Here is a 25424-nt window from a genome sequence, read left to right as displayed (position 1 = left end):
TCAGGCAGGAACGCAGGTCTTCGGCACCGGACATACCGAGGCACATTGCTGCGTCTCGAAGGCTCCCTCACATTCGGTGCACTTCTGCGGCTCGACCACGTAGCTCTCGCCTTTGAACTTGATCGCACCGGACGGGCATTCGAATTCGCAGGCGCCACATTGCGTGCATTGGGATGCGATGATCTTGAAAGCCATTTTGACTCCTGGTTCGAGTGGAATGAGACGGCTCAGGCGGTCGCCGTGAGTGCCGGGACGCCAGACTCGGCGGCGTAAATGGCGCCGATTGCCGTCTCAATGTAGTCATGACCGTAAGCGTCGGTCGCTCGGATACCGGCGTCCGCGAGCTGATCCTTGGGGCAATTTCCAATCTTGGCGCAAAGCACGAAGTCTATGCCTTCCAGCGCAGCGATGACGCCGTCGAGAGTGGCATTCTCGCCCCAACCGCCAAGGCAATACTGCTCAACCTTGCGGTGCCCGACAAAGTTGATCCCTGTCGGCGAGGCTTCATACACTTGGAATTCTTTGGCATGGCCGAAGTGTTCGTTGACGCGGCCGCCGCCCTTAGTTGCCACCGCGACGAGGAGGGACTTGCCGGAGCTCGCTGTCTTGACCATTCCGATCGCTTCGCTCCTGGCCGCCAGGTGATCGCGACGCTCGTCCGCGACCAGCTCCCGATAGGTTTCGCGCTTGCTGGCATCGTATGTGAGCTCCCTGGGAATCTGATCGAGTGTGAATTCCTGGCCACGATCCTCGCCCAGCAGGCCGACGGCATCTGCCCGGCACTGCCGGCAGTGGCGCATCAACTTGGCGCCGCCTTCAAGACGATCCTGAAGAGCCTTCATCTCCATTGCATTTGGGCCGCGCTGCCCGGTCAGTCCGTAGTGCGTGCCGTGCGCCGGGTCCGAGATCAGAGGCATGACGTTGTGCAGGAACGCGCCTCGTTGCTTGACCCACTTGTTCACCTCAATCAGGTGCTGATCGTTCACGCCAGGGATCATCACCGAATTGATTTTTGTGAGGACGCCGCGCGCGCTCAGCATCTCTAATCCCAGCATCTGCCGCTCGTGCAAAATCCTGGCGGCTTGTGAGCCGACGTAGCGGCGATGATCGTGAAAGATCCAGGGATAGATCTTTGCGCCGACTTCCGGATCGACCATGTTGATGGTGATCGTCACGTGATCGACATTCATTTCGGCAAGCTCGTCGACGTGGTCTGGCAGCGCGAGCCCGTTGGTAGAGACGCACAGCTTTATGTCGGGGATTTGCCTGGCGACGCGTTCGAACGTTGCCTTCGTCTTCTCCCAGTCGTAACAGGCATCGCCCGGTCCGGCGATGCCAAGCACGGAAAGCTGCGGTACTTCGTTGGCGACCGCGATCACCTTGCGTACCGCCTGGTCGGGCGTCAGCTTTTCCGACACTACCCCGGGCCGGCTTTCGTTGGCGCAGTCATATTTGCGATTGCAGTAGTTGCACTGGACATTGCAGGCCGGTGCGACCGCGACGTGCATGCGCGCGAAATAGTGATGCGCCTCTTCTGAAAAGCACGGGTGATCCTTGATTTTGTCCCAGACAGCCGGATCAACATCGCTGGGCCTTGTCGACGAGCCGCAGGAGGAAGATGCGCAGCCACCCGAATCCGCGCTCGCCCGAAGCTGGTCGGAGAACCTGCCGGTCAGGCTCTCAACCGAAATTACCGGTGCGGACATTGAACGGCTCCGTTGCGGGTTAACGTCGCCGTTCAAAGCGCAAGCGCAATGCCAAACTCAAAAGGTGGCGCTAGATCACGAATTGGCTTTCGCGTCTGATATCGTGGGGTTGCCCCGACATGACTTTGTCGGACCTCCGACAGTGGCTACGCACACAACGTGAGGAAGACGACTCCGGCGGACATGATTCCGAGAGAGAAAGTCGACCCTTTCACCCGTGATCGCTTCGGCACAACGTGCTCGACCGGTCTGCGACGAAGATGTCGGTCTCGGCGACGGCAAACTCGCCCGTGGTAAAGTTATCGCGCGATACTCGCGTCGGCATGGTTCGGATAAGGATTAGTCAGTGCGCCCCCCTACGCTTGTCAAGACGCTGGAAAAGGCCCCGGTGGCGTCACCGCGATGAAGGCGTGACGATCGTCGCACGCTCGCGTAGATTTGGCTCGGGCTCCGACAGGTTCTCGCGAACCTGGCGCATAGTCTTGTTCTCAGGTCACGAGCACGCTAGAATTTCTTCACCTCGATATTGTGTCGGCGCAGAGCGTATCCGACCTGCCGCGGCGTGACGCCGAGGATACGAGCGGCCTTGGCCTGAACCCAGCCGACCTTCTCCATCGCTTCGAGCAGCCGGTCGCGTTCCGTCAGGCGCGGGCCTATTGCAGGAAAAGCGGGATCGTTTAGAGCGTCGGCCGTATGAGGCAATACGCTGTCCTGTGGGTCGCGGAAGCGCCCGGCCGGCATCCGCGATCCAACGGGCGTAATGTTGCTTCGAGCCCGCTCGTCGCCGGTATTGCCGCCGTGCGAACGATCAGCTCTTTTCCAGAGGAGCCAAGACAGGCATTGGTTATTGTAGCAGGCAAAATCCGACGGAGCGATTGTCCTTGAACGCGCTAGCGTCGCCGTCCTTTGCACACAGTTCTCCAACTCGCGGACGTTGCCGGGGAAATAGCATTGCGAGATCAGCTCCAGCGCCGACGGCGCGAAGGCGAGTTCGCGATGGTTGTCCTTGTTAAATCGGTCTAGGAACGCGTTCGCAAGGCGCGGAATATCCCCGGGTCGCTCTCGAAGCGGAGGCAGGATGATTGGCATCACATTGATGCGAAAATAAAGGTCGGCCCTGAAACTCCCGTTTACAACAGCCGTCTCAAGGTCCCTGTTGGTGGCGCATATGAGGCGGACATCCACCTGTAGCGTCTTGGTGCCGCCGACACGCTCTAGTTCGCCTTCCTGCAAGACGCGCAACAGCTTGGCTTGAAGGGCAGGCGAAATCTCGCCGACCTCGTCCAGTAGCAGCGTTCCGCCATTTGCCAATTCAAAACGGCCGGCGCGCTGCGAGATGGCCCCTGTGAAGGCACCTTTTTCATGCCCGAACAGCTCCGACTCCAGAACGCTTTCAGACAGTGCGGCGCAGTTCAATTTGACGAAAGGCTTCTTCCTCCGACGTGAGAGCTTATGGATCGCCTGCGCAAAAAATTCCTTGCCCGTGCCGCTTTCGCCCCGCAGAAGCACGGTAGAATTCGTCCTTGCAATTATGGATACGGTTTCGAGCACCTGCTTGAGTGCGGGACTTTCCCCGATGATCCCCTCCATTTTGACAGGCGGATGCGGGATGGAGTCGGTCCTGTCCTCATCTGACGAATTCTCCAGTGTCCATTGCGAATCGACGCGCCGCTCACGATCCGTAGTCAGGGCGCGATGGAGGCGAACAGTTCGGCCGACGAGGTCGGCGACCATCGTCAGGAACACTATGTCCTCATCGTAGAGGGAGCCGGTGGGGCTGTCCCTTGCGCGGTCGAGCGACAACACTCCAAGGATCTTATGCTCAGCCTTCACCGGGATGCCAATAAAGGCAATTGGGAGGGAATTGCCGCTGTGATATGTTTCAGGGTCAGCCTGAAATAGCTCGGACGTGCTGACGTCCGGTATCATGAGCTTCGTCCCCGTAGCGACGATGTGCTCTATCACGGCCCGTGGTACGATGGGGTGTGTGCCTGATCGGGCGGTATCGGCGTCGCCAGCACTCGCGGCAATCTCCGGATCACCTTCAGCGTCCAGTACAACGATTGCTCCGTGACGCATTTGCACAAACGATGGGAGTATATTCGCGACATTGGCAAGCGTAATCTCCAGCCGCGCCGGAGCGGTCAGGGCTTTCGATATCTCGTAGATTCCCCTGACCCGGATATCTGCATGGGACAGCGCATCGCTGCCCGGTTCGCGGCGGGTGTCTCGAGGTCCTACTTCGTTAACGCGATCCGGCGGTATGTCAGCCATGGAAACACCTCAGGAGTTGTGGTCCCGAATGCTCCTCCCAAGCGCCTTTTGCATTTCAAGCACAGTGTTCACCCGCTCCCCCTTTTGCGAGATGGTGCCAGGAAGGGTCGGCGCTTGGTCGTAACTTCAGGAGTGCACAGGTGCGTACCCATCAAACGGTGCGGACGCCGATCATCCGAACTTGAAGAGTACACCGAAGCCACCGCGCGGATAGTTCCATTCGATCTCACCGCTGGTCTCGCACAAGATCCGGCAGGTGCCGCACTCCATGCAGCCATCAGCGGTGATTTCAACCTGACCTTTGTCGTTCAACTCGTAGCATTTCGCTGGACAGACACGGGTCAGCGCGAGCAGATTCGCGCTTGGTTGCTCGTGCGGTCGCACCTTTATATGCGGACGGCCGGAGTCCACCAGATAGCGGTTCTGGTAAAGCTTGTCCTCGACCCGAAATTTCGTCACTGGATTTGTCATGTCGTCAGTGCCTCACCGCCACGCCAATGCCAGGCGGATCGCGTCGCTGACCAGCCCCAACCGCGATCGCGCCTTGATGAAGGCTGCCGTGGTCGCCTTTTCCTTATCGATCTTTGGCGTGCCGTCGACACGCATGAAGTTCTGCGCGGCTTGCGACATCAACTTCGGGTAAGTCGTGAAGAAATTGCCGGCGTTATTATGGAGTAGGGATGGCATGTCTTTGTATTTCCGCAGGTCCTTCACCACGAAGGATTCATCCAGCATCGTTTTGTATAGGGCGAGGTTCCGTTTGGTCATAGGATCGTTGCGTCTCTTGACCTGGATGATAGCCTCAGCCGCAATCCGACCGGAGGTCATGGCGAGGTTCGAACCCTCGCGGTGAATGGCGTTGTTCAATTGCGCAGCATCGCCAACAACGACCCAACCGTCGCCAAAGAGCTGCGGAATTGCCTTGTAGCCACCTTCAGGAATGAGATGCGCCGCGTATTCTTTCACCTCCGAACCGGCGATCAGCGGCCGGATCGAAGGATGGTGTTTTAGCGCGTCCAGGAGGGTGTAAGGGCTCTCCATCTTCGCGGTGAAATCCGAAACGAGGCAGCCGATCCCCAGTGAGATCGATTCCTTGTTGGTGTAGAGGAACCCGAGCCCGGCCATTCCGTGGGATATCGTGCCGACTGCCTCGATCACGCAGCCTTCACTCCCTTTGACGCCGAACCGCTGCTCAATGATCTCTTCGGGCAGGAAATGCATTTCCTTGACGGCCAGCGCCACGGCTTCCGGCTTCAGCATCTTTCGCAGGCCGCCTCGCGTGCCAAGCAGCCCGCAGACACCTTCTGCAAGAACCACGACGTCCGCGTAGATCGCTCCGCCGGCCCGATCTGTCCGGACCCCGATTACCTTGCCATTGCCATCACGGACGAGTTCCGTCACGGTCGTCTCGCACAGAACCGTCGCGCCGGCCTCGCGCACCTTGCGCGAAAACCATTTATCGAACTGGGCACGGATGATCGTATAGCGATTGGGCTTCACTTCATTGAAATCCTCCGACCGATAGTGAATCCCGGTGTGGGAGGTCTCGTCCATCACCCATAGGCGTTGTTCGACCAGATGCCGCTCGAGCGGTGCATCATCCCGGAAGTCCGGGACGATCTTCTCCAACATGTTCGCGTACATGATGGCGCCTTGGACATTCTTGGAGCCCGGATATTCACCTCGCTCCAACTGGAGTACCTTCAAGCCGTCGCTTGCCATGGTGTAAGCAGCTGCGTTCCCGGACATGCCGGCCCCGATGACAATGGCGTCAAACTCTTCGTTGATCATCTCCATCTCCCTTAGCTCGCAAGCTTGTCGCGACTGTGCGGTGACAGCCGGCGGGTGAAGGCCTCGGTCAGCGCGGGCAGGAAGCGGACCGCATCAGTTACGATCCCGAGGTGAGCGAAATCGAAAATCGGAGCGTTCGGGTCGGTGTTGATGGCCACGATGAGATCGGCTGCCTCAACTCCGACGCGATGCTGGATCGCGCCGGAAATACCAGCGGCTATGTAAAGCTTCGGCCGGATTGTCTTGCCAGTCTGGCCGATCTGCCGATCGGCCGGCATCCAGCCCTTTTGGACCAGCGGCCGCGAACAGCCAAATTCGGCGCCGATCGCTCGCGCGAGACTCTTCACAAGCTGCAGGTTCTCCGCCGCGCCGAGACCGAGCCCTCCCGCAACGACCACATCGGCATAGGCGAGATTGGCCGTGCCCGACTGGCTATCCGGCAGGAAGCCAAGGACTTTGGTGACGATTTCATCCTCGGCCAGCGACAACTTGTGCGTGACGACACGCCCGATCCCTCTGTCCGCCCGGTGCGGCATGGGCATGACTCTCGGTCGCACCGTCGCCATCTGCGGCCTGTAGTTGAGCGTGTAGATCGTGCATAGCAGGGAACCCCCAAAAGTCGGACGGGTCGCTGCGAGCGAACCATCGGCATCAACGTCCAGTTCGGTGCAGTCGGCAGTGAGTCCTGTCAGCAAGGTCGTCGCGACTGACCCGGCGAGATCCCTGCCGAGCGTGGTCGCACCGAGAAGCAGGATCTCGGGTTTGTAAGTGTCAACCAGATCGGTCATCGCCTTGGTGAAAGGCTCATTCCTATAGTCGGCGAGCAGCGGCGCCTCGACGAAGTAGACAAGGTCGGCGCCATAGGCGAAGGCTTCGGCGACTGCGTTCTGGGTGGCTTCTTCCGGCGGTCCGAGCACAACGCCCGCGAGCTGGACGCCAAGTTTATCTGCTAGCTTGCGGCCCTCACCGAGCAATTCGAAGGATACGGGGTGGACCTGGCCGCGTTCGAGCTCGATGAAAACCCAAACGTGCCGGTAGGCCCTGAACGCTCGGGCAGCTCCTTCTTCATCCCGGCACGGCCGGCGGGCGGGCGGGGAGTGTCTGGGTTCGCGCTCGACATATGGTCTGCTCCTTGCCGTCAGGCGCCGTCGAAGGCGAGTTCCGGTTCCAGTGCCGGTTGGCGGGTGAAAATTGCAACAATCAGTTCGTCGGCGAGATCGCGCAGCGTCTTCTCGGCCGTGTCAATTTGCGCCGCCTTTTCCGACCGCGCGGTAGGGGCGAAAACGCGTTTGACGACCGTCGGCGAGCCACGCAAGCCGCACTTGGTGAGGTCCTCAATGCCGGCCTCGGCCGCACTCCATTTCACAATCCGGCTGCGCGCGGCGCACAATGCGTCTTCGATCGAGCCCCGACGCATCTCGTTTGTGCCTTCCAGCATGGTGATGAGGCAGGGCAGGCTGCTCTTCAGCTTCTGGGTGCCGCCCTCGCAACGGCGCTCGACCGTGATCTCGCGCGCAGCAAGATCAATGGAGGCAATTTTCGCGACGTAGGTGAGTTGCACAAGATCGAGACGCTTGGCTATGCCGGGCCCGACTTGGGCGGTGTCGCCGTCGATCGTCTGTTTGCCCGTGAAGACCACTTCCGGCGGGCCGAACGTCTCGCCAATCTTCGCGATTGCCTGGGAAAGAGCAAAGGAGGTCGCCAGTGTGTCGGAACCGGCAAAATAGCGGTCGGTCAAAAGCACCGCGCGATCAGCGCCGTAGCCGAGCGCCTTGCGCAGGGAGTCCTCCGCCATGGGTGGACCCATAGTGAGCACTGTGACCTCCCCACCATAAGCGTCGCGTAGCCTAAGTGCTTCTTCGAGAGCGAATAGGTCATAAGGGTTGATGATGGTCGGCACACCCTGGCGCATGATGGTGTTCGTCACCGGATGGACCCGGATCTGAGCCGAGTCCGGCACCTGCTTGATGCTGACGACGATGTGCATTGGCGTTTCTCTACGCTGTTATCCGATGCGGAATGGCGGTGCGAGTTCTTGGCTGCATCATTCGTGCCAGTGTTTTGAAGCTCGAATTCCATGGAAATTCGGCTGGTCATTTTGGGAGGCGTGGTTGCGATGCCCGAATTGTCGGCTTCTTGACATTGTCTCGTCGCAACTATGTCGCGCTTATTCCCTGCCGAACCGCTTCAGGACTGAATCGAAAGGAACAAAGGTGCTGCCTGGCGTGCAAGACCTGTCCGGATCGTGATCTTTGAGCACCTTAAAGACCCGGTGCGTGAGCGGCGAGGAAACCGCGAAGTCCTCGTAGGCGCGTTCCAGCATGGCGCGTACGCGCGCGGCGATCACCTGGTCGGGCAGACCGGAGAAATCTTCCTCGGCAAGGTATTGGCCCACGCGCTTCATGATATGGAGCCGTGAGACATTGAGCACCTTCGGATCATATGAGACGCCAAGGACAGCAAAGAACTCCTCCGCCGCCGACAGGCCTTTCAGTCGCGCGAGGACGTCGGTGACATCGATGGGACGGCCGTCAGCGGAACAAGTCATTGCATTCTCCCTTGTCGGAAAACTGTGGGGCCAGATACGAAAAACTCTGTCTGCAGCCGCGAAATCCGCAACTTGATGGACGAGTGGGGCGGAGCCAGCGAGGCAATCGCTTCGTCGACAAGGCTGTGCATCCGGTGGCCGGGCGTGGCGCACGGGCGTGCATGGCCGCAGTACCGTGCAGAGGGAATGGGGGACTATCTCCGCATTGGGCCTCGACCTGGGTCGGCTCCGACCGAGCTGGGACCACCGTCTTGTCGGCAGCACCAATGAGGACACCGGCCGGCTACGGCCGTATCCCGCGCCTTGGTCTCCGCAATGTTTGGACGTCATAGCCGATGGGACGGCCGAACGTCTTCTGCGTCGCGCCGCGTGGCTGCTTTTCCGATTTGAGATGATGGCGAGGACAGCCGACATCACCACCTTCACCCAAATCCAAGATCTCTGCCGACCGCATCGCTGCACATTTTGTCGTAGAGATCGACCAGTTGAATCGCTGTGATGCTCGATTTGATCTCGGCCGCCTTGCGACGGACGCAGGCAAGCATCGCGGGTGCCAGATCGGGGTCAAGATCGCGGCCGCTTTCGCTCAGCACATGGGCAATCGCGGTGGCGCCAGAATGCTTGCCGATGACGATACGTCGGCAGCGGCCCACGAGAACTGGATCGAGCCCCTGATATGTACGCGGGTCCTTCAGCAGCCCTGCGACGTGAATTCCTGATTCATGGGCAAAAACATCAGCCCCGACGATCGGCTTAGTGGCGGCTATCGGTCGGCGGGCTGCCTGCGCGACCTCGGCTGCCAGTGCGGGCAGTGCGGTCAGGTCGATGCCGGTATCTGCGCCCTGGAGCACGGCCATCGCGGCGGCCACCTCTTCCAGCGCGGCATTGCCCGCGCGCTCGCCGAGTCCAAGGACGGTGACCGAGGCATGGCGCGCGCCGGCGCGGATCGCAGCCAGCGTGTTGGCGGTAGCGAGGCCGAGATCGTTGTGCGCATGGAATTCAAGGTCGACGGGAGACTGCGCTGCGAGCTGGGTGACAAGTTCGAAGGTCGAAAAGGGGTCGAGGACGCCGACCGTGTCGGCCAGCCTGACACGGCTCGCGCCGGCGCGCGCCGCCGTCTCAATAACGCGGGCTAGATGATCCCGCTCGGCCCGCGGAGCATCCTCGCAGCCCACCGCGACGAAGAAGCCGCTGGCGACTGCGCGCCCGACCATACGCTCGATGAGCCGGAGCGCTCCTGCCTGATCGAGGCCGAGCTTGGCGGCAAGTTGCATGTCCGACGCAGGCAACGACAGATTGACGGCGGGGACGCCGCTCTCGACCGCTGCATCCAAATCCTGCGAGGTCATCCGGCACCAGGCCGTGAGCCGCACCGGGAGACCCCGTGCGACCGCAGCGCGAATTGTGTCGATTTCGTCGGCGCCCATAACCGGCGTGCCGATCTCGATCTCCGGAACGCCGGCTGCCGCAAGCGACTCGGCGATCTCAAGCTTTTCCGCCACCGTAAAGGCAACGCCGGGTGCCTGCTCGCCGTCACGCAGGGTCGTATCGTTGAGAAAGATCCGACTGCTCATGAATGGTCGCCGGTTCTTCTGGCGCTGAGACCTGCAACGCATTGAAGGTCTTCGGTAATCCGCCTATCCGGCCCAGAAACGGGGGCGTCGCGCAGCTTCTCCACGATTGCCGGCAAGACCTCGAGCACCCGGTCCACGTCTTCTTGGTCGTTGTCACGCGCGAAAGAGAAGCGGACCGCCCCATGTGGTATTTTCATCGCACTCAGGACATGGCTCGGCTCCGAACAGCCGGAGGTGCAGGCGGATCCGTACGAACAGGCGATCCCCTCGCGGTCGAGGAGTTTCAGGATACCATTGCCTTGGATAAATTCGAAGGTGATGTTTGTGGTGTTTGGCAAGCGCTCCAGCGGGTCGCCGTTGACGAAGGTGTTTGGCACACGATGGAGAAGCCCTTTCTCCAGCCGGTCCCGGAGCCGCTTTATCCGTCTGGTCTCGCCATCCATGAATTTCAAGGCGAGTTCGGCTGCCATGCCGAGCCCGACGATGCCGGGCGTGTTTTCGGTGCCCGCACGCCGGTCGCTCTCTTGGTGACCCCCCTTGATCAGCGAGTGGAAGCGCACAGTGCGCTTGACGAAAAGTGCGCCGGCCCCTTTCGGTCCATGTAATTTATGGCTGGAGAGCGACAGCATATCGATTGCGGTCGATTTCAGGTCAATCGGGAGCTTGCCGACTGCCTGCACGGCATCAGTGTGGAAAAGAGCGCCGACTTCCTTGGCCAATTCGGCGAGCTTGGCGACAGGGAAGATCGTACCGGTCTCGTTGTTGGCCCACATGATCGAGACGATTGCCACGTTCGGGCTGAGAGCAGCCCGGTAAGCGTCAACGTCGAGCCGGCCGTGGCTATCTACCGGGATCCTGTGCACCCTGACGCGGCGCGTCTCCTCAAGATGCGCGCAGAGCGTCAGCACGGCCGGATGTTCGACGGCGGAAGTCACGATCTCTGTCCGGTCGGGCATCACCTCGAGCGCCGAAAGAATGGCCGCATTGTCGCTTTCCGTTCCACCCGAGGTGAAGGTGATCTCGTCGTCGAACTCCGCGCCGATCAGCGCCTGCAACTGCCCCCGCGCGTTTTTCAACGCGGCGCCGGCAAGGGCGCCAAAACCGTGCGCCGACGAAGGATTGCCGAATTGATGCGTAAGCAACGGCAGCATCGCTTCAACGACTTCGGGATCAACCCGTGTCGTTGCGTTGTTGTCGAGATAGACAACTTTCATGGGCTGTGGTCCTCAATGGATTGGAATGACGTGAAGGCGCAACCCGGTTTCACTGAGCCTTGCGCATTGCTGGCGGAGACGATCTAGAGCCGGTGCAGGTGCCCCACATGTTAGCGTAGACTGGGCCGCCATCGCACCGACAAGCTCACCTCAGGCGCCCTCTCTTCTTCGGCAATCAACTAAAGGACTTGCCGCAGGAGCACTTCCCGCTCGCATTCGGATTGTCGAAGACAAAGCCGGAGGTTTCGAGACCCGTGACGAAGTCGACGGCCATGCCGCCGACATGAGACTGGGAGCCGGCGTCTATGAACACCTTGATCCCATCGGCCTCGATGATCGCGTCGCCCTCGCGCGAGAAGCTCTCCAAGCCCATTGAGTATTTGAAGCCGGAGCAGCCGCCGGGCTCGACCATGATGCGAAAGCCTTCTGCCGGCTCACTAGCGGCGGAAAGAGCGGTCTTAACGGCGGCAACGGCCTTCTCGGTGAGTGTAATCATTGCTCCCTTTCTCCTCGGTGCGTGACGGTTTGGGCATCACCGCGCATGAACCGTGCCAACGGAAAAACCCGTTTCCGAACAGTGGAACTTCGCTAGACGGCCACGATTCTGGTTCGGCTATTGTCGCTAAGGCGTCGGCTTTCGACACGTGTTGTCGGATTTGTCGAGACCGCCACAGAGGGTTGGACCGGAGTTTCCGCTGAACGGGCACGTAGGCCAGGTTTTCGAGACCCTTCGAGCAGTTGGTACGAGTTTTGAGGCTCTCTTTTGGCGAGGGCTAAGGCTCCCGACCGACAATGCGCAAGCAGGTAACACATGCACCAGCCAGAGAAACCTTCGCCGGAGAGAATTCGGCGGGCACGGGAAGACAGTCCCAAAATCCGCGGCCGGGATCTCGCTGCCCGATTGGGTATTTCGGAAGCGGAGCTCGTCGCGGCACATTGTGGTTTTGGCACGGTGCGCATCGAGCCGCGTGTGAATGACGTGTTAACCGGCCTCGGCGCGGTTGGCGAGGTCATGGCGCTGACCCGCAATGACAGTGCCGTGCATGAGAAGATAGGGATCTACGATAGGGTATTCACGGGCAAGCATCACGCTATCGTGCTCGGCAATGACATCGATCTGCGCATCTTCCTGAAGGTGTGGGCGCATGGCTTTGCCGTCGAGACATGCGATGGCGGGGAGATCTGCCGCTGCCTGCAATTCTTCGACGCCGCCGGCGAGGCAGTGCACAAGGTGCATCTGAGGCCGTCCTCCAACCTCTACGCCTATCAAAAACTGACAGACGAGCTCCAATCCTCAAACCAGGAACCGATCCTGTCGGTTAAGCAGAGGTCAGCCGAAAATATCGCAAAGATTCCGGACCAAGCCGCTATCGTCGACGACCTACGGGAGCACTGGAGCCGGCTGACCGACGTGCATCAGTTCTTCGACATGCTGAAGGCGCTGAACCTCAGCCGCCGCCAGGCGGTGCGCATCGTCGGCCAGGATTACGCCTGGCTGCTCGACAACGATGCCGTCAGCGCCATGTTCCATCATGCGGCCGAGGACGAGATGCCGATCATGTGCTTCGTCGGCAATCGTGGCTGCATCCAGATCCATTCCGGCCCTATCAAGTCGGTCAAGCAGATCGGGCCTTGGATCAACGTGCTCGACGAGACTTTCCACCTGCATCTCAGGACCCACCACATCCGCGAGGTTTGGGCCGTGCGCAAGCCGACCAAGGACGGCCATGTCACGTCTCTCGAAGCATATGGCGCCGACGGCAAGATGATCATCCAGTTTTTCGGGACGCGCAAGGAAGGCGAACCCGAGCGCGACGATTGGCGGTTACTGACCGAGAACCTGCCGCGCATTGCCAGTTCATCCGCCGCTTCAGGCAACACCGATGCATATTGATTTCCGTGTTCGCTCGGTGTCCGCGTCGCTACCCTGGATTCTCGTGATCACCGCTCTGCCTGCCGGGGCCAACGAAAGCACAGCTGTCTTTTGCGGCCCGCCGCGGATCGCCTCGATCGGAGGCTCCTTCCCGAGAGCGCCTTCGCGCTTGGCGAGGACCGCCATCATTGCTCCCGTTGCGATGAGCCACAACCGGAACCCCGCGGTCAAGCTGCCCAATGTAGGCAAAATGCGTCAGCTACCTGCGGAGGAGTGTGCTGTCGGTCAATGTCCAACCCCAGCCCTGTACGGCAGCTGGCGGGAGGAATTGGTCGAGGTGAAGTCGATTGGTCCCTCCGTCAAGTTTCCAGAGGACGGCCTCCACAAAGGCATCCTCGAATACTCCTTCGCCGGCAAGGGCCTTCGGGTCTAGATCTAATGCCAAGCTCGAAAAGCTAGCGTCCGAGACGGATGCAAAGCTGAAAGCCGCCAAAAAAAGCAGACCGCATCATCAAAGAACGCCACGCATCCTGTTCGTGCTATCGGCGCAGGGCAGCTAGATTCTTGCCACCAGCAGCGACACAGCAGTGAACGGCCGGCTTGCCGGTGCGGCCAGTGCGGTCGAGGATTTCTCGGGCTAGCAGGGGACGTCCGACGATGGCGATCGTTACCGCCAGGCCGATGTGATCCTGACGTAGAAGAATGCGGGCTGCCGATCTCGGAAGTGCGCTATTTGCGGGCGCTGTGATGGGCCTAGGCGCCGGCGGGCGTAGGCCTTCTTCTTGCCACAGGCGGGGCCGGTGGCGGCCCCAACCTCCAGCGCCATCAGCCGCTCGGCGGCAAAGCCAATCATCTCGCGCAGGAGATCGGAATCCGGAGTCTTCTCCACGAGCGCGCGCAGGTTCATCATGTCGTCGGTCATCGATGGTTCCTTCGAATCAGGTTGGTGTCAGCAACCCGACCTTACCGGCGAACTGTCGAGATCACCGCAAAGCCGCTCGCACGCTTGTATGGGCTAATCTTTGTAAGGTGATCTTTCAGTCGTTCCGTCTCCTTGTTCCTTGTTCAGCCGTGGCGCCCATTTGTTCCTGCTTTGGCTTCGGGGGTCATTGTCATTGGGCGCCGCGCGCAGTGACGGTCAAGGGTGGCCTTTGGCCATCGCGAAGCGACTTGCCCTTGATGGTCACGAGCACGGCGGGCAGCGTTACATTGAGCCGGCAGGTGCTGTTCGTAGAGGTCTTCAACTTGCAAACCGAGGGGAGCTCGCCATCAGGCGCCGTAAACGCGCCGAAAGCTTGTATGTGGTTGATCCTGGCGGATCGAAAACCATGATGCAGCCATACGCATCGGCGGCGAAGCTCCGGGCGGTGGGCCCATTCTACAGCGCGGTGTAGTAAGCCATGTGAGCGACCGGGATCACCACCACCTCGGATCGTTATCGGCAGACTATTGCAGCTGCCAAACTTCAATGCTCGTCCTGTCGAACGTTCCTCCAAGCCTTATGCCTGGCGCAGGGCTACTCCCTTCGGGATCTCGCCGGTCGTGACAAGTCGCCAGAATGCAATCAGCAGCTTGCGCGCCAAAGCCGCGATCATTGTCTTGCGCGTTCCGCCACGGCCATCGGCCGTCCTCACGCAAAACCAGTGCGCGAGCGCGCTGTCCTTTTGGTATTGGAGGAACCGCCGAGCCAACAGGATCATGCCATAGCGGGGGCGAGCATTGCCGGCCCGCGCAAGACCTTTCTCGCGCCTGCGTTGGCCGCTCTCATTCGGCGCCCCGGTAAAGGGGGCGCTCCTTAGATAGCTGATCAACAGCGCGGAGGGTGCCACACGCTCGCCGCCGCCCATAGCATCTACAGCGCAGTCGACGGCGCGCTCGCGAGCGGCTTCGCTACCGCCGAGCTACACCTGCTCTGGCAGGTGACCTCGTTCGATGCTTAGCCACTTTCACTCGGCCCCTCGTAAAGCCTTCGATGCGCAATCTTGTCGTGTCTGGAAACGGACAAGAATGTCGAAGCCCTACCAAAGGGTAGCCTCTACGGGCAGATACTACGGAGAGATGAGTAGCGCCAACGGTGCGCCGATTCGGCACGCAATTTGCTTGATCTGACATCGGAAGCGATGTCGGAGAGCGATGTGGAGCTCAGCGGGCTCTGATGAACAGCCTTGCGATCCAAGTTGAGCGCGTCAGCGTCTGAGCGCGGGAGAAACCATATGGCGACCAAACCGGTTCCAGATCATGTCCCGCCGGAAATGGTGGGCGACTTCAGTCTTTTTACGTCACCAGGCATGTCCCCGACGCCCAATGGCGACCCGCACGCAGCAGTCGCTTGCGTGCATGCCGGACCGTCTATCTTTTATTCGCCGTGGAACACGCGCACCGGGCTGGGTACTTGGGTCATCACTCGCGCCGCAGATCAGCGGCGTGTGCTCCAGGAGACCGAAGTATTTTCCAGTCATCGCAGCATTTTCGCATCCGCACTGGGCGAAGACTGGCCCATGATCCCGCTCGAACTCGATCCACCGTCCCACGGAGTCTTTCGCTCACTGCTCAATCCGCTGCTTTCGCCAAAGCGGGTAACGGAATTGGAACCGACTATCCGCGAGCGAGCGGCAACGCTCATCGACAGGATCGCCTCGTCGGGCACAAGCTGCGACGTGATGAAGGATTTCGCCTTTCCTTTCGCGGTCAACATCTTCCTTCGCTTTCTCGGACTGCCGGATCACCGTCTCGATACATTTGTCGGCTGGGCGAAAGATCTGCTCCACGGCGACGATGTGAGACGGCCGGCGGCGGCTCGGACGATCGTGTCGTTCATTGACGAACTGGCGGCGATGCGCCGCAAAAAGCCCGTCGACGATTTCATGAGCTTCATCGTGCAGGCACAGGTCGAGGGTCGCGGCCTGACAGACGAGGAGGTCCGGGGCATTGGCGTGCTTATCTTCGTGGCGGGGCTCGACACGGTCGCTGCAGCCATAGGCTTTGACTTGGCCTATCTCGCGCGCAACCTGAAAGATCAGGAATTGCTGCGCAACGAACCGGACCGGATCGTGCTCGCAGCCGAAGAATTGCTGCGCGCCTATCCAAGCGTTCAGATGATCCGCGTGGCAAGGAAAGATGTCGATTTCGAAGGCGCGCCGATCCGCAAGGGAGACTATGTTTCCTGCGCCACGATGATTGCAAATCGTGATCCGACGGAATTCCAATCCCCCAATACGGTCGATCTGACGCGAGAGGACAACCGCCACGCCGCCTTTGGCTATGGTCCCCACCGTTGCCTTGGCTCACACCTTGCCCGGCGGGAGATTGTCATTGGCCTGGAGGAGTGGCTGGCGCGCATACCGCCCTTTCGGATCAAGGAGGGAACAGCACCCATCACCCATGGCGGCCATGTGTTCGGGATCGAAAATCTGGTCCTGGACTGGGCTTGAGTAACCCCCCGCCCTGAGCCGGGCCACAGACGTTGAAGGTAGCTGTGCGCATTATCGTTCACAAAGCCAGATGCCAGGGTCATGCGCGATGCGCGGCGCGAGCACCGGCAGTCTTCAGGCTCGATGAGGCGGGCTACATCTTACCAGGTAACATTGATGTTGCGGATGGGGAGCAACTGCTGGCCTCAGATGGCGTGCGATCCTGCCCCGAACTTGCGCTGGAACTCGATGATCCACCCGCCGCGCGAATCCTATCGGAGGCCACCCGCAAACCGACGGCCGGCGTCCCAGAGCACCTCAGAACCACGGAAGAGCCGATGGACCAAGCAAAAATTACCGAATTACTCAACCGTGAGGCGATCCGTGACTGCCTTTATCGGTACAGCCGCGGGATAGACCGCGCCGATGAGGCGGCACTGCGCAGCGCGTACTGGCCTGATGCGCATGACAGTCATGGGGCCTATCGCGGCTCAGCCGAGGGCTTCGTTCGGTTTGCGCTCGGTGTCTTCAAGACCGGACTGCGCAACGTCCATCAAATCACGAACATCCTGATTGAATTTATCAACCCGGCAGAAGCTGCTGTCGAGAGCTATTTCTCCGCGCTCCAGCGCGGGCCAGACAATGACGGAGAAGTACGCCAGATGCTGCTATGCGGCCGTTACTGCGATCTGTTTCAGAAGAGGGAAGGGGAGTGGCGGATTGCCGAACGGACGGTGGTCTACGATTGGGTCGAGGAGCAGATCCCACCGGCGGTACTTGAGACAGAACGGTTCGGGCCGCGACAGCCCATTGGAGCACCGCACCCGGACGATCCGGTCTACGCGCTCGGGAAGCGTCGCATTGCTTCCCGCGACGATGCCTTGTCAGCTTCCGAACGGGAGAGACGCATCAGTGGGGACGACGGGCTATGACAACTTTGCAACGCCAAAGCGGTCCCCAAGACCAACCCTGCCCGGTGAAAGATGCGGCCGGCAGGGTTGCCTTTCCGCCCGCGACAGCGTGACCGCGACAGCGATCCGCTCTACCGCCACGAGCGCGCCGAGGACGTCGGTCTGCCTCGATTGGCTGGACCTAGGCAGCGCCGCTCATCGAGGTAAGCGTCTGTACCTCGAGGGGCCCCTTATCACTTTCGGCTATCCAACCGGGAGTTGGACTGCAGCCGAAGCGGACGACCTCTATCCGGTAACGCAACCGACCGTCACCAGCACATATTGCTCTACTGCGGCGCATCGATCCGCACGCACAACATCGAGGGCAGAGATTCTGAGCCTCCTGGAGAAAGTTCTCATGACGCAGGCAGGACGCATCGTCATCGTAACAGGCGCCGCTGGCGGGATCGGCCGTGCCCTGGTCAATATTCTTGCCGCAGACACTGTTATTGCGGTGGACCTCCCGGGGAGCGGCGTGGTTGAACTGGCCCGTGGTCTCGGCGAGCCGCATCTCGGCCTCGAGTGCGATGTCTCGCGAGAGGAAGATATCGTCGCGCTCTATGGCCGGGTCGAAGCACAGTTGGGGCAAATCAGCGTCCTCATCAACAACGCCGGAGTGGGACCCACTATGGCCGCCACTGTCGACACCGATGTCGATGACTTCCGACGCGGCTTGGCGGTAAACCTGATTGGGCCGTTCCTCATGGCGCGCGAAGGGGCGAGACGCATGAGGCCGGGCGGTGCCATCGTGAAGCGCAATGCGTACGCAGCCTCGAAAGCGGGCCTGATCTCGTTGACGAAGTCGCTTGCATGCGAGTGGGCTTCTCGCGGTATCCGGGTGGCTGCGGTAGCGCCGGGCTGCGTGCGCACGCCGATGATTGCAGAACTGGGCCGAGCGGGCAAAATTGACCTCGCGGCGATGCGCCGTCGTGTGCCGATGGGGCGCCTGGCTCGTCCCGACGAAATCGCCAGGGTTGTGAGTTTTCTGGCCAGCGTGCAGGCATGCTACGTCACTGGATCGGTGCTGGCGGTCGACGGCGGCTGGATGTCATTCAACCAACCCGGGGATGCCAGCCCTGAGGTGGAAGGAGCCCTCAGAACCGAACTCTCCCGTCCGGACGAACGCACCGACGCGCGAGTCGTGCTCGTCACGTGCGGCGCAAACGGTATAGGCGCCGCTGTTGCTCTCCGTTTTGCCGCGAACGGTGACACTGTCGTGATCGCCGATAAAGATAGCGCCGCAGCGACACTCCTGGCTGCATTGCTCGGCGGAAAGAACACAGCGAAATCCGTCGATGTGGCGATCGAGAGCGAGGTGGTGGCTCTGTTTGAGGGGCTGCGGGGGCGCTTCGGCCGCCTTGATATCCTTGTCAACGGTGCTTCTATCGACGCTTTTGCGGCGGGCGTCGAACAAATGCCTGCAGAGATCGAACGTGTCCTGCATGTCAATCTCACCGGCGCCTTCACTTGCGCGCGTGAAGCGATCAAGATGATGCGCCCCGGCGGCGTGATCCTCAACCTAGGATCGATCAACAGCTTTCCGCCCTTCGCATGCCTATGGCGCCTCGAAGGCGGGGATGGACATGCTGACCCGCTGCATGGCGGCCGAACTGGGGCCAATCGGCATTCGCACAGCCACCGTCGCTCCCGGCTACATCAGCACGCCTGCCATTCGTGAGTTGGCGAAGGCCCGCCGCATCGACACGAAAACGATCGGACAGCAGATCCCCTTGGGTAGGATGGGACGGCCGGAAGGTGTTGCAGATGCTGCTTTTTTCCTGGCTTCGTCCGACGCCTCATACATCAACGGCTCGATCCTCTATGTGGACGGCGGCTGGACCGCGTTCGGTGACGCAGGAAGCGCCAGCCAACTCTACGACGAATGCTTTGCGGAGGCCGCTGGTTGAACATCGACCATTCGCCAGGCGACCGGGTGCCGTTCATGAAAGCGGAGGCCCCGGCTTGGGGGCGCCCGCAACGCGGCCCCAATCGAAGATGTCGGCGGGGCAACGTCCCTCGGGATGGGGACAAGCTCTCCGGGCGTGCCCGCAACCGCGAATCGCACAGGGGCCTAGAGCAACGCGGTGCTCTGCCAGGCGCCTGATCCGAGGCAATCGGTGTCTCGGACGAGCGCATTTCCAGATCCGCCAACCAGCAGCAAACAAGGAAACACAGTGGAATTCGCCACCTTCATCCTGGCCGCCCAACGTGGCTATCATCAATCCCCCGACATCGTCATCCGAAACTCCATCGAACAGGCCGTCGTTTCGGAGCAGGCCGGCTTCGGCACAACCTGGTTCGCAGAACACCACTTCAACAATTACAGCCTGATTCCGTCGCCTTTGATGATGGTGGCGTACTGCGCCGGCGTGACGAGCACCATTCGCCTCGGCACTGCCGTCTGCGTGCTGCCGCTCTACAAACCGCAGCGCCTGCTCTCCGAGATCGGCTTCGCCGGTATCGTTGCGAACGGTCGCCTGGATCTCGGCGTCGGCTCGGGATACCAGCAGTTCGAGTTTGAGCGCTTCGGCGTCCATATCGATGAGGCGCCGGCCATCTTTTCGGAATACTTGGACATCCTTCTGAAGGGTCTCAACCACAATATCTTCGAGCACGATGGCCCCTACGAGAAGATACCTCCGACGGCGATTTCGGTACGCACCGTCCAAAGGCCTGCCCCGCCGATCTGGATGGCCGGCGGGCCGGCCCCATGAAACGGGCCTACCGCGAGGGCCACAATTACTTTGTCACGGCATTCCACGACGGCCTGGAGACTTTGAGAACGTTGCGCGGAGCGATCGAGAAGGCAGCGGCTTCCGAGGAGCGGAATGTCGCAGATGCCAAGGTATCGCTGCTGCGTTGCTGCTATGCCAGCGACAACGAGGCGGAGATCAACAGCTATCTCGACAACGCCCGTTTCCAGCGCCGCCTGTCGGAGGCGCTGCATCAGCGCCGCCAGCAGAGCCATGACGGCTATCTCCTGCGGGAAACGCCCACCCAGCAGGATCTATCGCTCGAGGCAATGCGCAAGAACCTGCCGATCGGCAGTGTGAATCGCGTGATTGATCGCTTGCTGGAAGAGATCGACATTCTGAAAACGGATCAGATCGCAGTCCAGACCCAGTTGGGAGATTTCGACCAGAAGACAATGCTGCGCCAGCTCGAACTTTGGGGAGACAAGATCATTCCCGCGATCAACAAGGCGATGGGTAATGCGCGGGTTTGAATTCGCGATGGGTTATGCTCCTTGCCCGCAGCTGTTAGTCGTTCAGGTGGCATAACGCACGTTCAACGGCCGGCTCATGAATGGAACTTGTATGCTTTCGATGAGTAGCGCTTTCGTTACCCTGGACGGCTCCAGGTGGTGCCCGAATATCTCACCTTTCGAGGGCTCCGCTTGTCCGGGCTAAGGCCGCTCTGCTGGAAAGTCTGCTCGCGCGCAGCGCTTTCACGGCGTCGTTTTTCTGGTGAAATCCTCGCACTTGCGACGGGTAGCGCGGTGACTTCGAAGGCGAGCTAAATCGCATAATTATGGCGCCGACCCCGTCGGCCGCTGCACTGGGGTTGAGCCTGCGCAGCGTGTGCCCGAAAGACTGCCAGACCCATGTTGCTGCTGGCAGAGCCGCTGTGGACGAGACAAACCAGGAGAACGGGACCATGTCCGCTCAAAACGATGTGTGTGTCGGCGCCGGCCAACGGCCTGCGATCGGGCCGGAGAAGGGGTTCGACGAGCATGTGCTTGCCTGCGTCCTCTCGTGTGCGCTCAAGGAGGTCGAGGCCGGCGAGGCGACAGCGACGGAGTCAACCGGCCTTTCCCTTACCGAGCTGCGCGAGATCCTGCCCCGCAGTTTCCCCGCTGCCGCTATGGCAGCCTTGGCCTTCAAAGACGTCAGCGACCCTGAGCCGCTTATGGAGGAAGAACTTCTGCGCGGCCTGCTGCTGGCGCATGCCCGGCCAAGCGACCCGGCGAGCGCCCGCTTCGCTAAGATCCTCGCCCGGCGCGCTATGCGCAATGGCCATCTGTGGCAAGACCTTGGGCTTCTCAACCGGGCCGAGCTCAACCGCCTGCTTGCTATGCATTTTCCGACGCTAGCGGCGGGCAACGCCCAAAACATGAAATGGAAGAAGTACTTTTATCGCAAACTCTGCGAGGCCGAAGGGTTCTCGCTATGCGCTGCGCCCAATTGCCGCGAATGCAGTGATTTCGAAAGTTGCTTCGGCCCGGAGGAAGGCGAATGCGAAGAACGCGTCACATTGATTTAAGGGCCGCTTTCGTCACGAGGCCTTGAGGCCTCGATCGCCGTCGCGCCACAAGCGCTTTTCCCTGCGCCGCTGTATGGAGGAGGGGATATTCATCGCCTCGCGATATTTAGTGACGGTGCGGCGAGCGAGATGGATGCCGCATTCCTTGAGCCGGTCAGCGATGTCATCGTCCGAAAGCACGTTATCAAGGGATTCTTCGGCGACCATCGCTTTGATCCGATGGCGGACGGCTTCGGCGGAGTGCGCGTCACCGCCTTCGCAGGAGGCGATCGCGACAGTGAAAAAGTACTTAAGTTCGAACACCCCGCGTGGGGTAACCATGTACTTGTTCGACGTCACCCGGCTTACAGTCGACTCGTGCATGTTGATCGCGTCAGCGACCGTCCTGAGATTGAGGGGTCGTAGGTGGGCGACGCCATATTCCAGAAAGGCCTCCTGCTGGCGCACGATTTCGGTCGCGACCTTAAGGATGGTCTTGGCTCGCTGATCGAGGCTGCGGATTAACCAGTTCGCGTTTTGCAAGCATTCGTTGATAAATGTCATGTCTTTCGATTTTTTGGCGGCTCGGCACGAAACCTCCGCGACATAGCTTTGGTTGATCAGCACCCTGGGCAGCGTGTTCGGATCGAGCTCGATCTGCCATCCACCTCCGGGCGAGGGCGTGACCCAGACGTCCGGTACAACGCATTCCGGCGCGCCCGATTGGAATGCGTTTCCAGGCTTGGGATCGAGCGCACGGATTTCCTGCAGCATATCGAGAAGATCCTCTTCATCGACGCCGCAACGCTGCTTCAACGTCTGAAAATCGCGTTGCGCAAGCATCTCAAGGTTGGCAATCAAAACCGCCATCGCCGGGTCGAACCGGTTTCGCTGGCGCAGCTGTATCTCAAGACATTCGCCGAGAGTTCGTGCGAAAATTCCCGGCGGATCGAAGTGCTGCAAGGTACCTAGAACCCGTTCCACATCGGCCGGAGGAATGTTCTTGTACCCAGCCAGGTCCGAAGGACTTGCCTGAAGATAGCCAGTGTCATCCAGATGACCGGCAAGCTGACTAGCAATCAGCCGCTCGTGCGGTGTGAAGGCAGTGAGGGAGATCTGACGAGCGACATGGTCGTGCAAAGTTTCGGCTAAGGCGACAAACTCCTCGAAGGCAGGACGATCACCAGGCGCGGTGTTGGTCTCGTTCGGCTGGGATTTCCCTTGCCGGGGATGGTCCGGGGACCCGCTCCAGGTCGGTCCTTCAGCCTCGCCAGACAGCCCGTCGTCGTTTGGCGCATGCTCCAGAAGCGGATTCTTCTCGAGCTCCTGGTCCACGAACTGATGCAGTTCGGCATGCGTCAGTTGCAGCAAGCGAATCGACTCGATGAGTTGAGGCGATGCTGCAAGAGACTGTTTCTGAAGTAGGCCAAACGATGATTTCATGGTCAGCTCGGTATTCCTGTCAAAGAAGCTCTTGGCCGCGGCTAATTGGATCTCTCACAGGTCGACGCTTCTCACGCGCGTCACGTTTGGACACCTCACGGGACGCGCCTTAGAGTTTCGCCTTTTGTGCTCGGTCTCGTCCAAGACACCGCTGCACATGGTCGATGTACACCAGGTCATGCAGCGGTCTTCAATTTGTGAAGGACGTTCTGCGGGGATGAGACGCCATAGGGATCGGTCTCGCAGTTGTCGGAGAAACCTTCCTCCTCAAACCACTGCTCCACCACGCCATCATTGACCAGAGCCGCGTAGCGCCAGGAGCGCATACCGAAGCCGAGATTGTCCTTGGCAACCAGCATGCCCATTTTGCGCGTGAACTCGCCTGAACCGTCCGGGATCAACTCGACCTTCTGCAGCCCCAAGGACTTCCCCCATGCATTCATGACAAAAGCATCGTTGACGGAGAGGCAATAGACCGCGTCAACTCCTTCCTTCTTAAATTCCTCATAGAGATCTTCGAAATTTGGCAGTTGGTAGGTCGAGCAGGTCGGGGTGAAAGCGCCAGGGAGCGAGAACAGGATGACGCGCTTGCCGGCGAAGTAGTCGTCGGATGTTCTTTCCTCCCAGCGGTATGGATTTGGCCCCTGGACTGAATCATCGCGAACACGCGTGAGAAACGTGACGAAGGGAACCTTCTTTTGACCGGTCATCAACTTGCTCCTTTAGAAAAAACTGGCGCACCGGATTTTGGCTCGCGCCAGGGCCCGCATGCCGGTCACGAGGTGAGATCCTCGCGGCTCCAAATCTCACTTCCCCATCCGGGTGTATGAGAACGGCCCGGCTCACCAGCCATCCGCGAAGCAGGTACCAACAACTGACCACGCAACAGACCGGCGCGACTGAACTGGTTCAGCGCAATTGTCTGGACTTTTGCCGCTGCCCCTTGCTCGGCCTCGGGCGATCGTAGAGAGCTTCGTGTGTCAGCCATGGTTCGGCAAATAGCTTTCTTGTGATTTGATGGGCTCTAGCCACGAGCAGCAAGTGGCATGCCATTTCCAATGAAGCTGCTCCCGCACCAACGCTTTCGCTTCAGGACGAGGTCTTCGCCAAGCCGGATACGCGCTATAACCGTCGCGTCATCACACTGAACAAAAGTCCTGTGTAACGCGGATACTCACGCTCCGCACCGGCTGGCAAAGGACGGACCAGACAGCGCAAGCCGATGCAATACCGCACACCGGCGGGCACTGCAGCAACTGCATAGTGTCTGCCCCGGCGTGTTTTTGTGCGACTAACGCCAACGCAGGCCCGGGGCAGCAAGCCGTGGCCATCGGGGATCGCCCTGGTCCAGAGTCGATGAGGATCGAATTCGAATCGGGTACGATTTTTACATGCTTGGCGTTCCAATTAGTCTCGCCGAGCGTCTCTATCGAAACCTCTCGTGTCGGAAACTCGACAAGAATTGTCGCAAGGCCGACCGAAGGTCGCCAAGCCGCTGGTTAGCGGGAAGCGGTGGAACGCAACGGAGCGCCAACCGGGCACGCAAATTGCTCCGATGATCTTATCGGTGGGACGTCCGCAATTCGAGGGAGATCGGCGGCGCCGCAACGACGCTCGATGCAGGAGCGCATTGATCTCCCGCTCAACTCGACCCGCAGAGGATTCTGCTGTGACCGATATCGATCGCTTTGCCTGGCAGGCGGCTCGGCGACCCAAGTCTGTGGTTTCCGTAGGCTATAGTCTTGAAACAAAACGTATTTCTGTCGCCGGCTCGACTGCCAGATTGGCACGAGCTTTGCTCCCTTCGGGGCGAGACGACGGCAGCAGCCGACCGGCCCTCCTGTCGCGGGTCCCGCGATAGACAGATGGAAGGAACCCACCATGGCACGGCCGCACCGCATCCTCCACAATGGGTTGCGAGATGGGTGGGCTGCAGCTCGGCTGGTCAGCATCGACCTTGCTCGCGGCTTGGCTGTCTTCGGCATGTTTGCCGTGCATGTCGGTCCCGACAGCGGCGAAGGACTGGTCGGGCGTGTGATGGAATTCGCCTATGGGCGCTCGTCCGTCCTGTTTGCCGTGTTAACGGGTTTTTCGCTCATCTTGATTACCAGCCGCAACGCGCCGAAATCGGGGTAGCCAGTAGACAGGCCATTGCCAAAGTCGCAGTTCGTGCCCTTATTCTGCTCGCCCTTGGCTCAATCCTGAAATACCTCGATGTGGCATACGAGCCCATCCTGGCATACTACGGGGTCTGCTTCATGTTGGTCCTGCCGCTCTATCGGCTCAGCGCACAGCAACTCGGTTTGCTCGCCGCGGCGACAGCATTGGTTCTCCCGCAAGTGCGCTTCCTGCTTCTCCCAATGTTTGGCTCCGAGAGCTCGGCCCCCGAGGTGTTCAAG

At 60.3% G+C, this 25424-nt stretch carries 18 protein-coding genes and 6 pseudogenes; 9 read left to right on the top strand and 15 right to left on the bottom strand.

Translation table 11 applies throughout. The features are described 5' to 3' along the window. From RPG13_RS32195 to RPG13_RS32145, 11 genes and pseudogenes are all read right to left on the bottom strand, one after another. Window positions 1–195 carry a 4Fe-4S dicluster domain-containing protein gene (locus RPG13_RS32195; protein WP_127207976.1) on the bottom strand — a complete coding sequence of 65 codons (195 nt, stop codon included), beginning with the start codon at window positions 193–195 and terminating at the stop codon, window positions 1–3. A 32-nt stretch (window positions 196–227) separates the two neighbouring features. Next, on the bottom strand, window positions 228–1706 hold the full coding sequence (gene nifB, locus RPG13_RS32190) for a nitrogenase cofactor biosynthesis protein NifB (protein WP_337126896.1): 1479 nt from the start codon (window positions 1704–1706) through the stop codon (window positions 228–230). Between the two features lie 504 nt (window positions 1707–2210). After that, on the bottom strand, window positions 2211–3980 hold the full coding sequence (nifA, locus tag RPG13_RS32185) for a nif-specific transcriptional activator NifA (RefSeq protein ID WP_337126895.1): 1770 nt from the start codon (window positions 3978–3980) through the stop codon (window positions 2211–2213). Window positions 3981–4151: 171 nt separating this feature from the next. Then, complete coding sequence (locus tag RPG13_RS32180; protein WP_128176693.1) at window positions 4152–4451, bottom strand: ferredoxin family protein; 300 nt, start codon at window positions 4449–4451, stop codon at window positions 4152–4154. A 12-nt stretch (window positions 4452–4463) separates the two neighbouring features. Next, complete coding sequence (locus RPG13_RS32175) at window positions 4464–5771, bottom strand: FAD-dependent oxidoreductase (protein WP_127207980.1); 1308 nt, start codon at window positions 5769–5771, stop codon at window positions 4464–4466. Window positions 5772–5782: 11 nt separating this feature from the next. Beyond that, a pseudogene (locus tag RPG13_RS32170) lies at window positions 5783–6891 on the bottom strand (electron transfer flavoprotein subunit alpha/FixB family protein). 18 nt (window positions 6892–6909) lie between these two features. Beyond that, window positions 6910–7758 (bottom strand): electron transfer flavoprotein subunit beta/FixA family protein, encoded by an 849-nt coding sequence (locus RPG13_RS32165; protein WP_337126894.1) that lies wholly within the window; start codon window positions 7756–7758, stop codon window positions 6910–6912. Between the two features lie 180 nt (window positions 7759–7938). Continuing rightward, window positions 7939–8319 carry a nitrogenase stabilizing/protective protein NifW gene (nifW, locus tag RPG13_RS32160; RefSeq protein ID WP_337126893.1) on the bottom strand — a complete coding sequence of 127 codons (381 nt, stop codon included), beginning with the start codon at window positions 8317–8319 and terminating at the stop codon, window positions 7939–7941. A 422-nt stretch (window positions 8320–8741) separates the two neighbouring features. Continuing rightward, window positions 8742–9893, bottom strand: coding sequence for a homocitrate synthase (gene nifV / locus RPG13_RS32155; RefSeq protein ID WP_337126892.1), 1152 nt, complete (start codon window positions 9891–9893; stop codon window positions 8742–8744). Continuing rightward, complete coding sequence (gene nifS / locus RPG13_RS32150; protein ID WP_337126891.1) at window positions 9890–11107, bottom strand: cysteine desulfurase NifS; 1218 nt, start codon at window positions 11105–11107, stop codon at window positions 9890–9892. Before nifS ends, nifV begins: the two co-directional genes overlap by 4 nt. A gap of 175 nt (window positions 11108–11282) precedes the next feature. Next, window positions 11283–11603: an iron-sulfur cluster assembly accessory protein gene (locus RPG13_RS32145; protein WP_127207986.1), complete on the bottom strand. Its 321-nt coding sequence runs from the start codon at window positions 11601–11603 to the stop codon at window positions 11283–11285. A 315-nt stretch (window positions 11604–11918) separates the two neighbouring features. On the opposite strand from RPG13_RS32145, the gene RPG13_RS32140 reads away from it, so the two are divergent. Continuing rightward, a complete protein-coding gene (locus RPG13_RS32140) occupies window positions 11919–13001 on the top strand; it encodes a hemin-degrading factor (protein ID WP_128248117.1) in 1083 nt (360 codons plus the stop codon). Then, the gene (locus RPG13_RS32135) at window positions 12991–13413 is read left to right on the top strand and encodes a hypothetical protein (protein WP_128248116.1); all 423 of its coding nucleotides are present in this window, start codon (window positions 12991–12993) and stop codon (window positions 13411–13413) included. Before RPG13_RS32140 ends, RPG13_RS32135 begins: the two co-directional genes overlap by 11 nt. A 345-nt stretch (window positions 13414–13758) precedes the next feature. Here the strand turns inward: RPG13_RS32135 and RPG13_RS32130 are convergent. Beyond that, a pseudogene (locus RPG13_RS32130) lies at window positions 13759–13902 on the bottom strand (IS256 family transposase); the annotation flags it as partial. A gap of 577 nt (window positions 13903–14479) precedes the next feature. Further along, a pseudogene (locus RPG13_RS32125) lies at window positions 14480–14776 on the bottom strand (IS110 family transposase); the annotation flags it as partial. Window positions 14777–15193: 417 nt separating this feature from the next. Between RPG13_RS32125 and RPG13_RS32120 the strand changes: the two are divergent. From RPG13_RS32120 to RPG13_RS32095, 6 genes and pseudogenes are all read left to right on the top strand, one after another. Next, on the top strand, window positions 15194–16411 hold the full coding sequence (locus RPG13_RS32120) for a cytochrome P450 (protein WP_337126889.1): 1218 nt from the start codon (window positions 15194–15196) through the stop codon (window positions 16409–16411). A 44-nt stretch (window positions 16412–16455) separates the two neighbouring features. After that, window positions 16456–16575: pseudogene (locus tag RPG13_RS32115) on the top strand (ferredoxin); the annotation flags it as partial. 153 nt (window positions 16576–16728) lie between these two features. Further along, the gene (locus RPG13_RS32110; RefSeq protein ID WP_287181329.1) at window positions 16729–17322 is read left to right on the top strand and encodes a nuclear transport factor 2 family protein; all 594 of its coding nucleotides are present in this window, start codon (window positions 16729–16731) and stop codon (window positions 17320–17322) included. Next, window positions 17267–19189, top strand: a pseudogene (locus tag RPG13_RS32105) (SDR family oxidoreductase); the annotation flags it as partial. The gene RPG13_RS32110 and the pseudogene RPG13_RS32105, both read left to right, overlap by 56 nt. Window positions 19190–19514: 325 nt before the next feature. Next, a pseudogene (locus tag RPG13_RS32100) lies at window positions 19515–20566 on the top strand (LLM class flavin-dependent oxidoreductase). Window positions 20567–20997: 431 nt separating this feature from the next. Then, window positions 20998–21603 (top strand): nitrogen fixation protein NifQ, encoded by a 606-nt coding sequence (locus RPG13_RS32095; protein WP_128176714.1) that lies wholly within the window; start codon window positions 20998–21000, stop codon window positions 21601–21603. A 12-nt stretch (window positions 21604–21615) separates the two neighbouring features. Here RPG13_RS32095 and rpoN read toward each other — a convergent pair whose 3' ends face one another. Continuing rightward, window positions 21616–23025 (bottom strand): RNA polymerase factor sigma-54, encoded by a 1410-nt coding sequence (gene rpoN, locus RPG13_RS32090; protein ID WP_337126888.1) that lies wholly within the window; start codon window positions 23023–23025, stop codon window positions 21616–21618. A gap of 176 nt (window positions 23026–23201) precedes the next feature. Then, the gene (locus RPG13_RS32085; RefSeq protein ID WP_127207993.1) at window positions 23202–23735 is read right to left on the bottom strand and encodes a peroxiredoxin; all 534 of its coding nucleotides are present in this window, start codon (window positions 23733–23735) and stop codon (window positions 23202–23204) included. 1171 nt (window positions 23736–24906) lie between these two features. Here RPG13_RS32085 and RPG13_RS32080 point away from each other — a divergent pair. Next, window positions 24907–25161 (top strand): hypothetical protein, encoded by a 255-nt coding sequence (locus RPG13_RS32080; RefSeq protein WP_337126887.1) that lies wholly within the window; start codon window positions 24907–24909, stop codon window positions 25159–25161. Window positions 25162–25424 lie beyond the last annotated feature (263 nt).

Origin of the sequence: Mesorhizobium sp. ISC15 (genome assembly GCF_037162615.1) — a bacterium.
Classification (GTDB): Bacteria; Pseudomonadota; Alphaproteobacteria; order Rhizobiales; family Rhizobiaceae; genus Mesorhizobium; species Mesorhizobium mediterraneum.
This window is presented reverse-complemented; position numbering and strand designations above follow the sequence as displayed.

Coding starts and splice junctions, on each gene's coding strand:
- RPG13_RS32195 (WP_127207976.1), bottom strand. CDS start 195: ATGGCTTTCAAGATCATCGCATCCCAATGCACGCAATGTGGCGCCTGC.
- nifB (WP_337126896.1), bottom strand. CDS start 1,706: ATGTCCGCACCGGTAATTTCGGTTGAGAGCCTGACCGGCAGGTTCTCC.
- nifA (WP_337126895.1), bottom strand. CDS start 3,980: ATGGCTGACATACCGCCGGATCGCGTTAACGAAGTAGGACCTCGAGAC.
- RPG13_RS32180 (WP_128176693.1), bottom strand. CDS start 4,451: ATGACAAATCCAGTGACGAAATTTCGGGTCGAGGACAAGCTTTACCAG.
- RPG13_RS32175 (WP_127207980.1), bottom strand. CDS start 5,771: ATGATCAACGAAGAGTTTGACGCCATTGTCATCGGGGCCGGCATGTCC.
- RPG13_RS32165 (WP_337126894.1), bottom strand. CDS start 7,758: ATGCACATCGTCGTCAGCATCAAGCAGGTGCCGGACTCGGCTCAGATC.
- nifW (WP_337126893.1), bottom strand. CDS start 8,319: ATGACTTGTTCCGCTGACGGCCGTCCCATCGATGTCACCGACGTCCTC.
- nifV (WP_337126892.1), bottom strand. CDS start 9,893: ATGAGCAGTCGGATCTTTCTCAACGATACGACCCTGCGTGACGGCGAG.
- nifS (WP_337126891.1), bottom strand. CDS start 11,107: ATGAAAGTTGTCTATCTCGACAACAACGCAACGACACGGGTTGATCCC.
- RPG13_RS32145 (WP_127207986.1), bottom strand. CDS start 11,603: ATGATTACACTCACCGAGAAGGCCGTTGCCGCCGTTAAGACCGCTCTT.
- RPG13_RS32140 (WP_128248117.1), top strand. CDS start 11,919: ATGCACCAGCCAGAGAAACCTTCGCCGGAGAGAATTCGGCGGGCACGG.
- RPG13_RS32135 (WP_128248116.1), top strand. CDS start 12,991: ATGCATATTGATTTCCGTGTTCGCTCGGTGTCCGCGTCGCTACCCTGG.
- RPG13_RS32120 (WP_337126889.1), top strand. CDS start 15,194: ATGGCGACCAAACCGGTTCCAGATCATGTCCCGCCGGAAATGGTGGGC.
- RPG13_RS32110 (WP_287181329.1), top strand. CDS start 16,729: ATGGACCAAGCAAAAATTACCGAATTACTCAACCGTGAGGCGATCCGT.
- RPG13_RS32095 (WP_128176714.1), top strand. CDS start 20,998: ATGTCCGCTCAAAACGATGTGTGTGTCGGCGCCGGCCAACGGCCTGCG.
- rpoN (WP_337126888.1), bottom strand. CDS start 23,025: ATGAAATCATCGTTTGGCCTACTTCAGAAACAGTCTCTTGCAGCATCG.
- RPG13_RS32085 (WP_127207993.1), bottom strand. CDS start 23,735: ATGACCGGTCAAAAGAAGGTTCCCTTCGTCACGTTTCTCACGCGTGTT.
- RPG13_RS32080 (WP_337126887.1), top strand. CDS start 24,907: ATGGCACGGCCGCACCGCATCCTCCACAATGGGTTGCGAGATGGGTGG.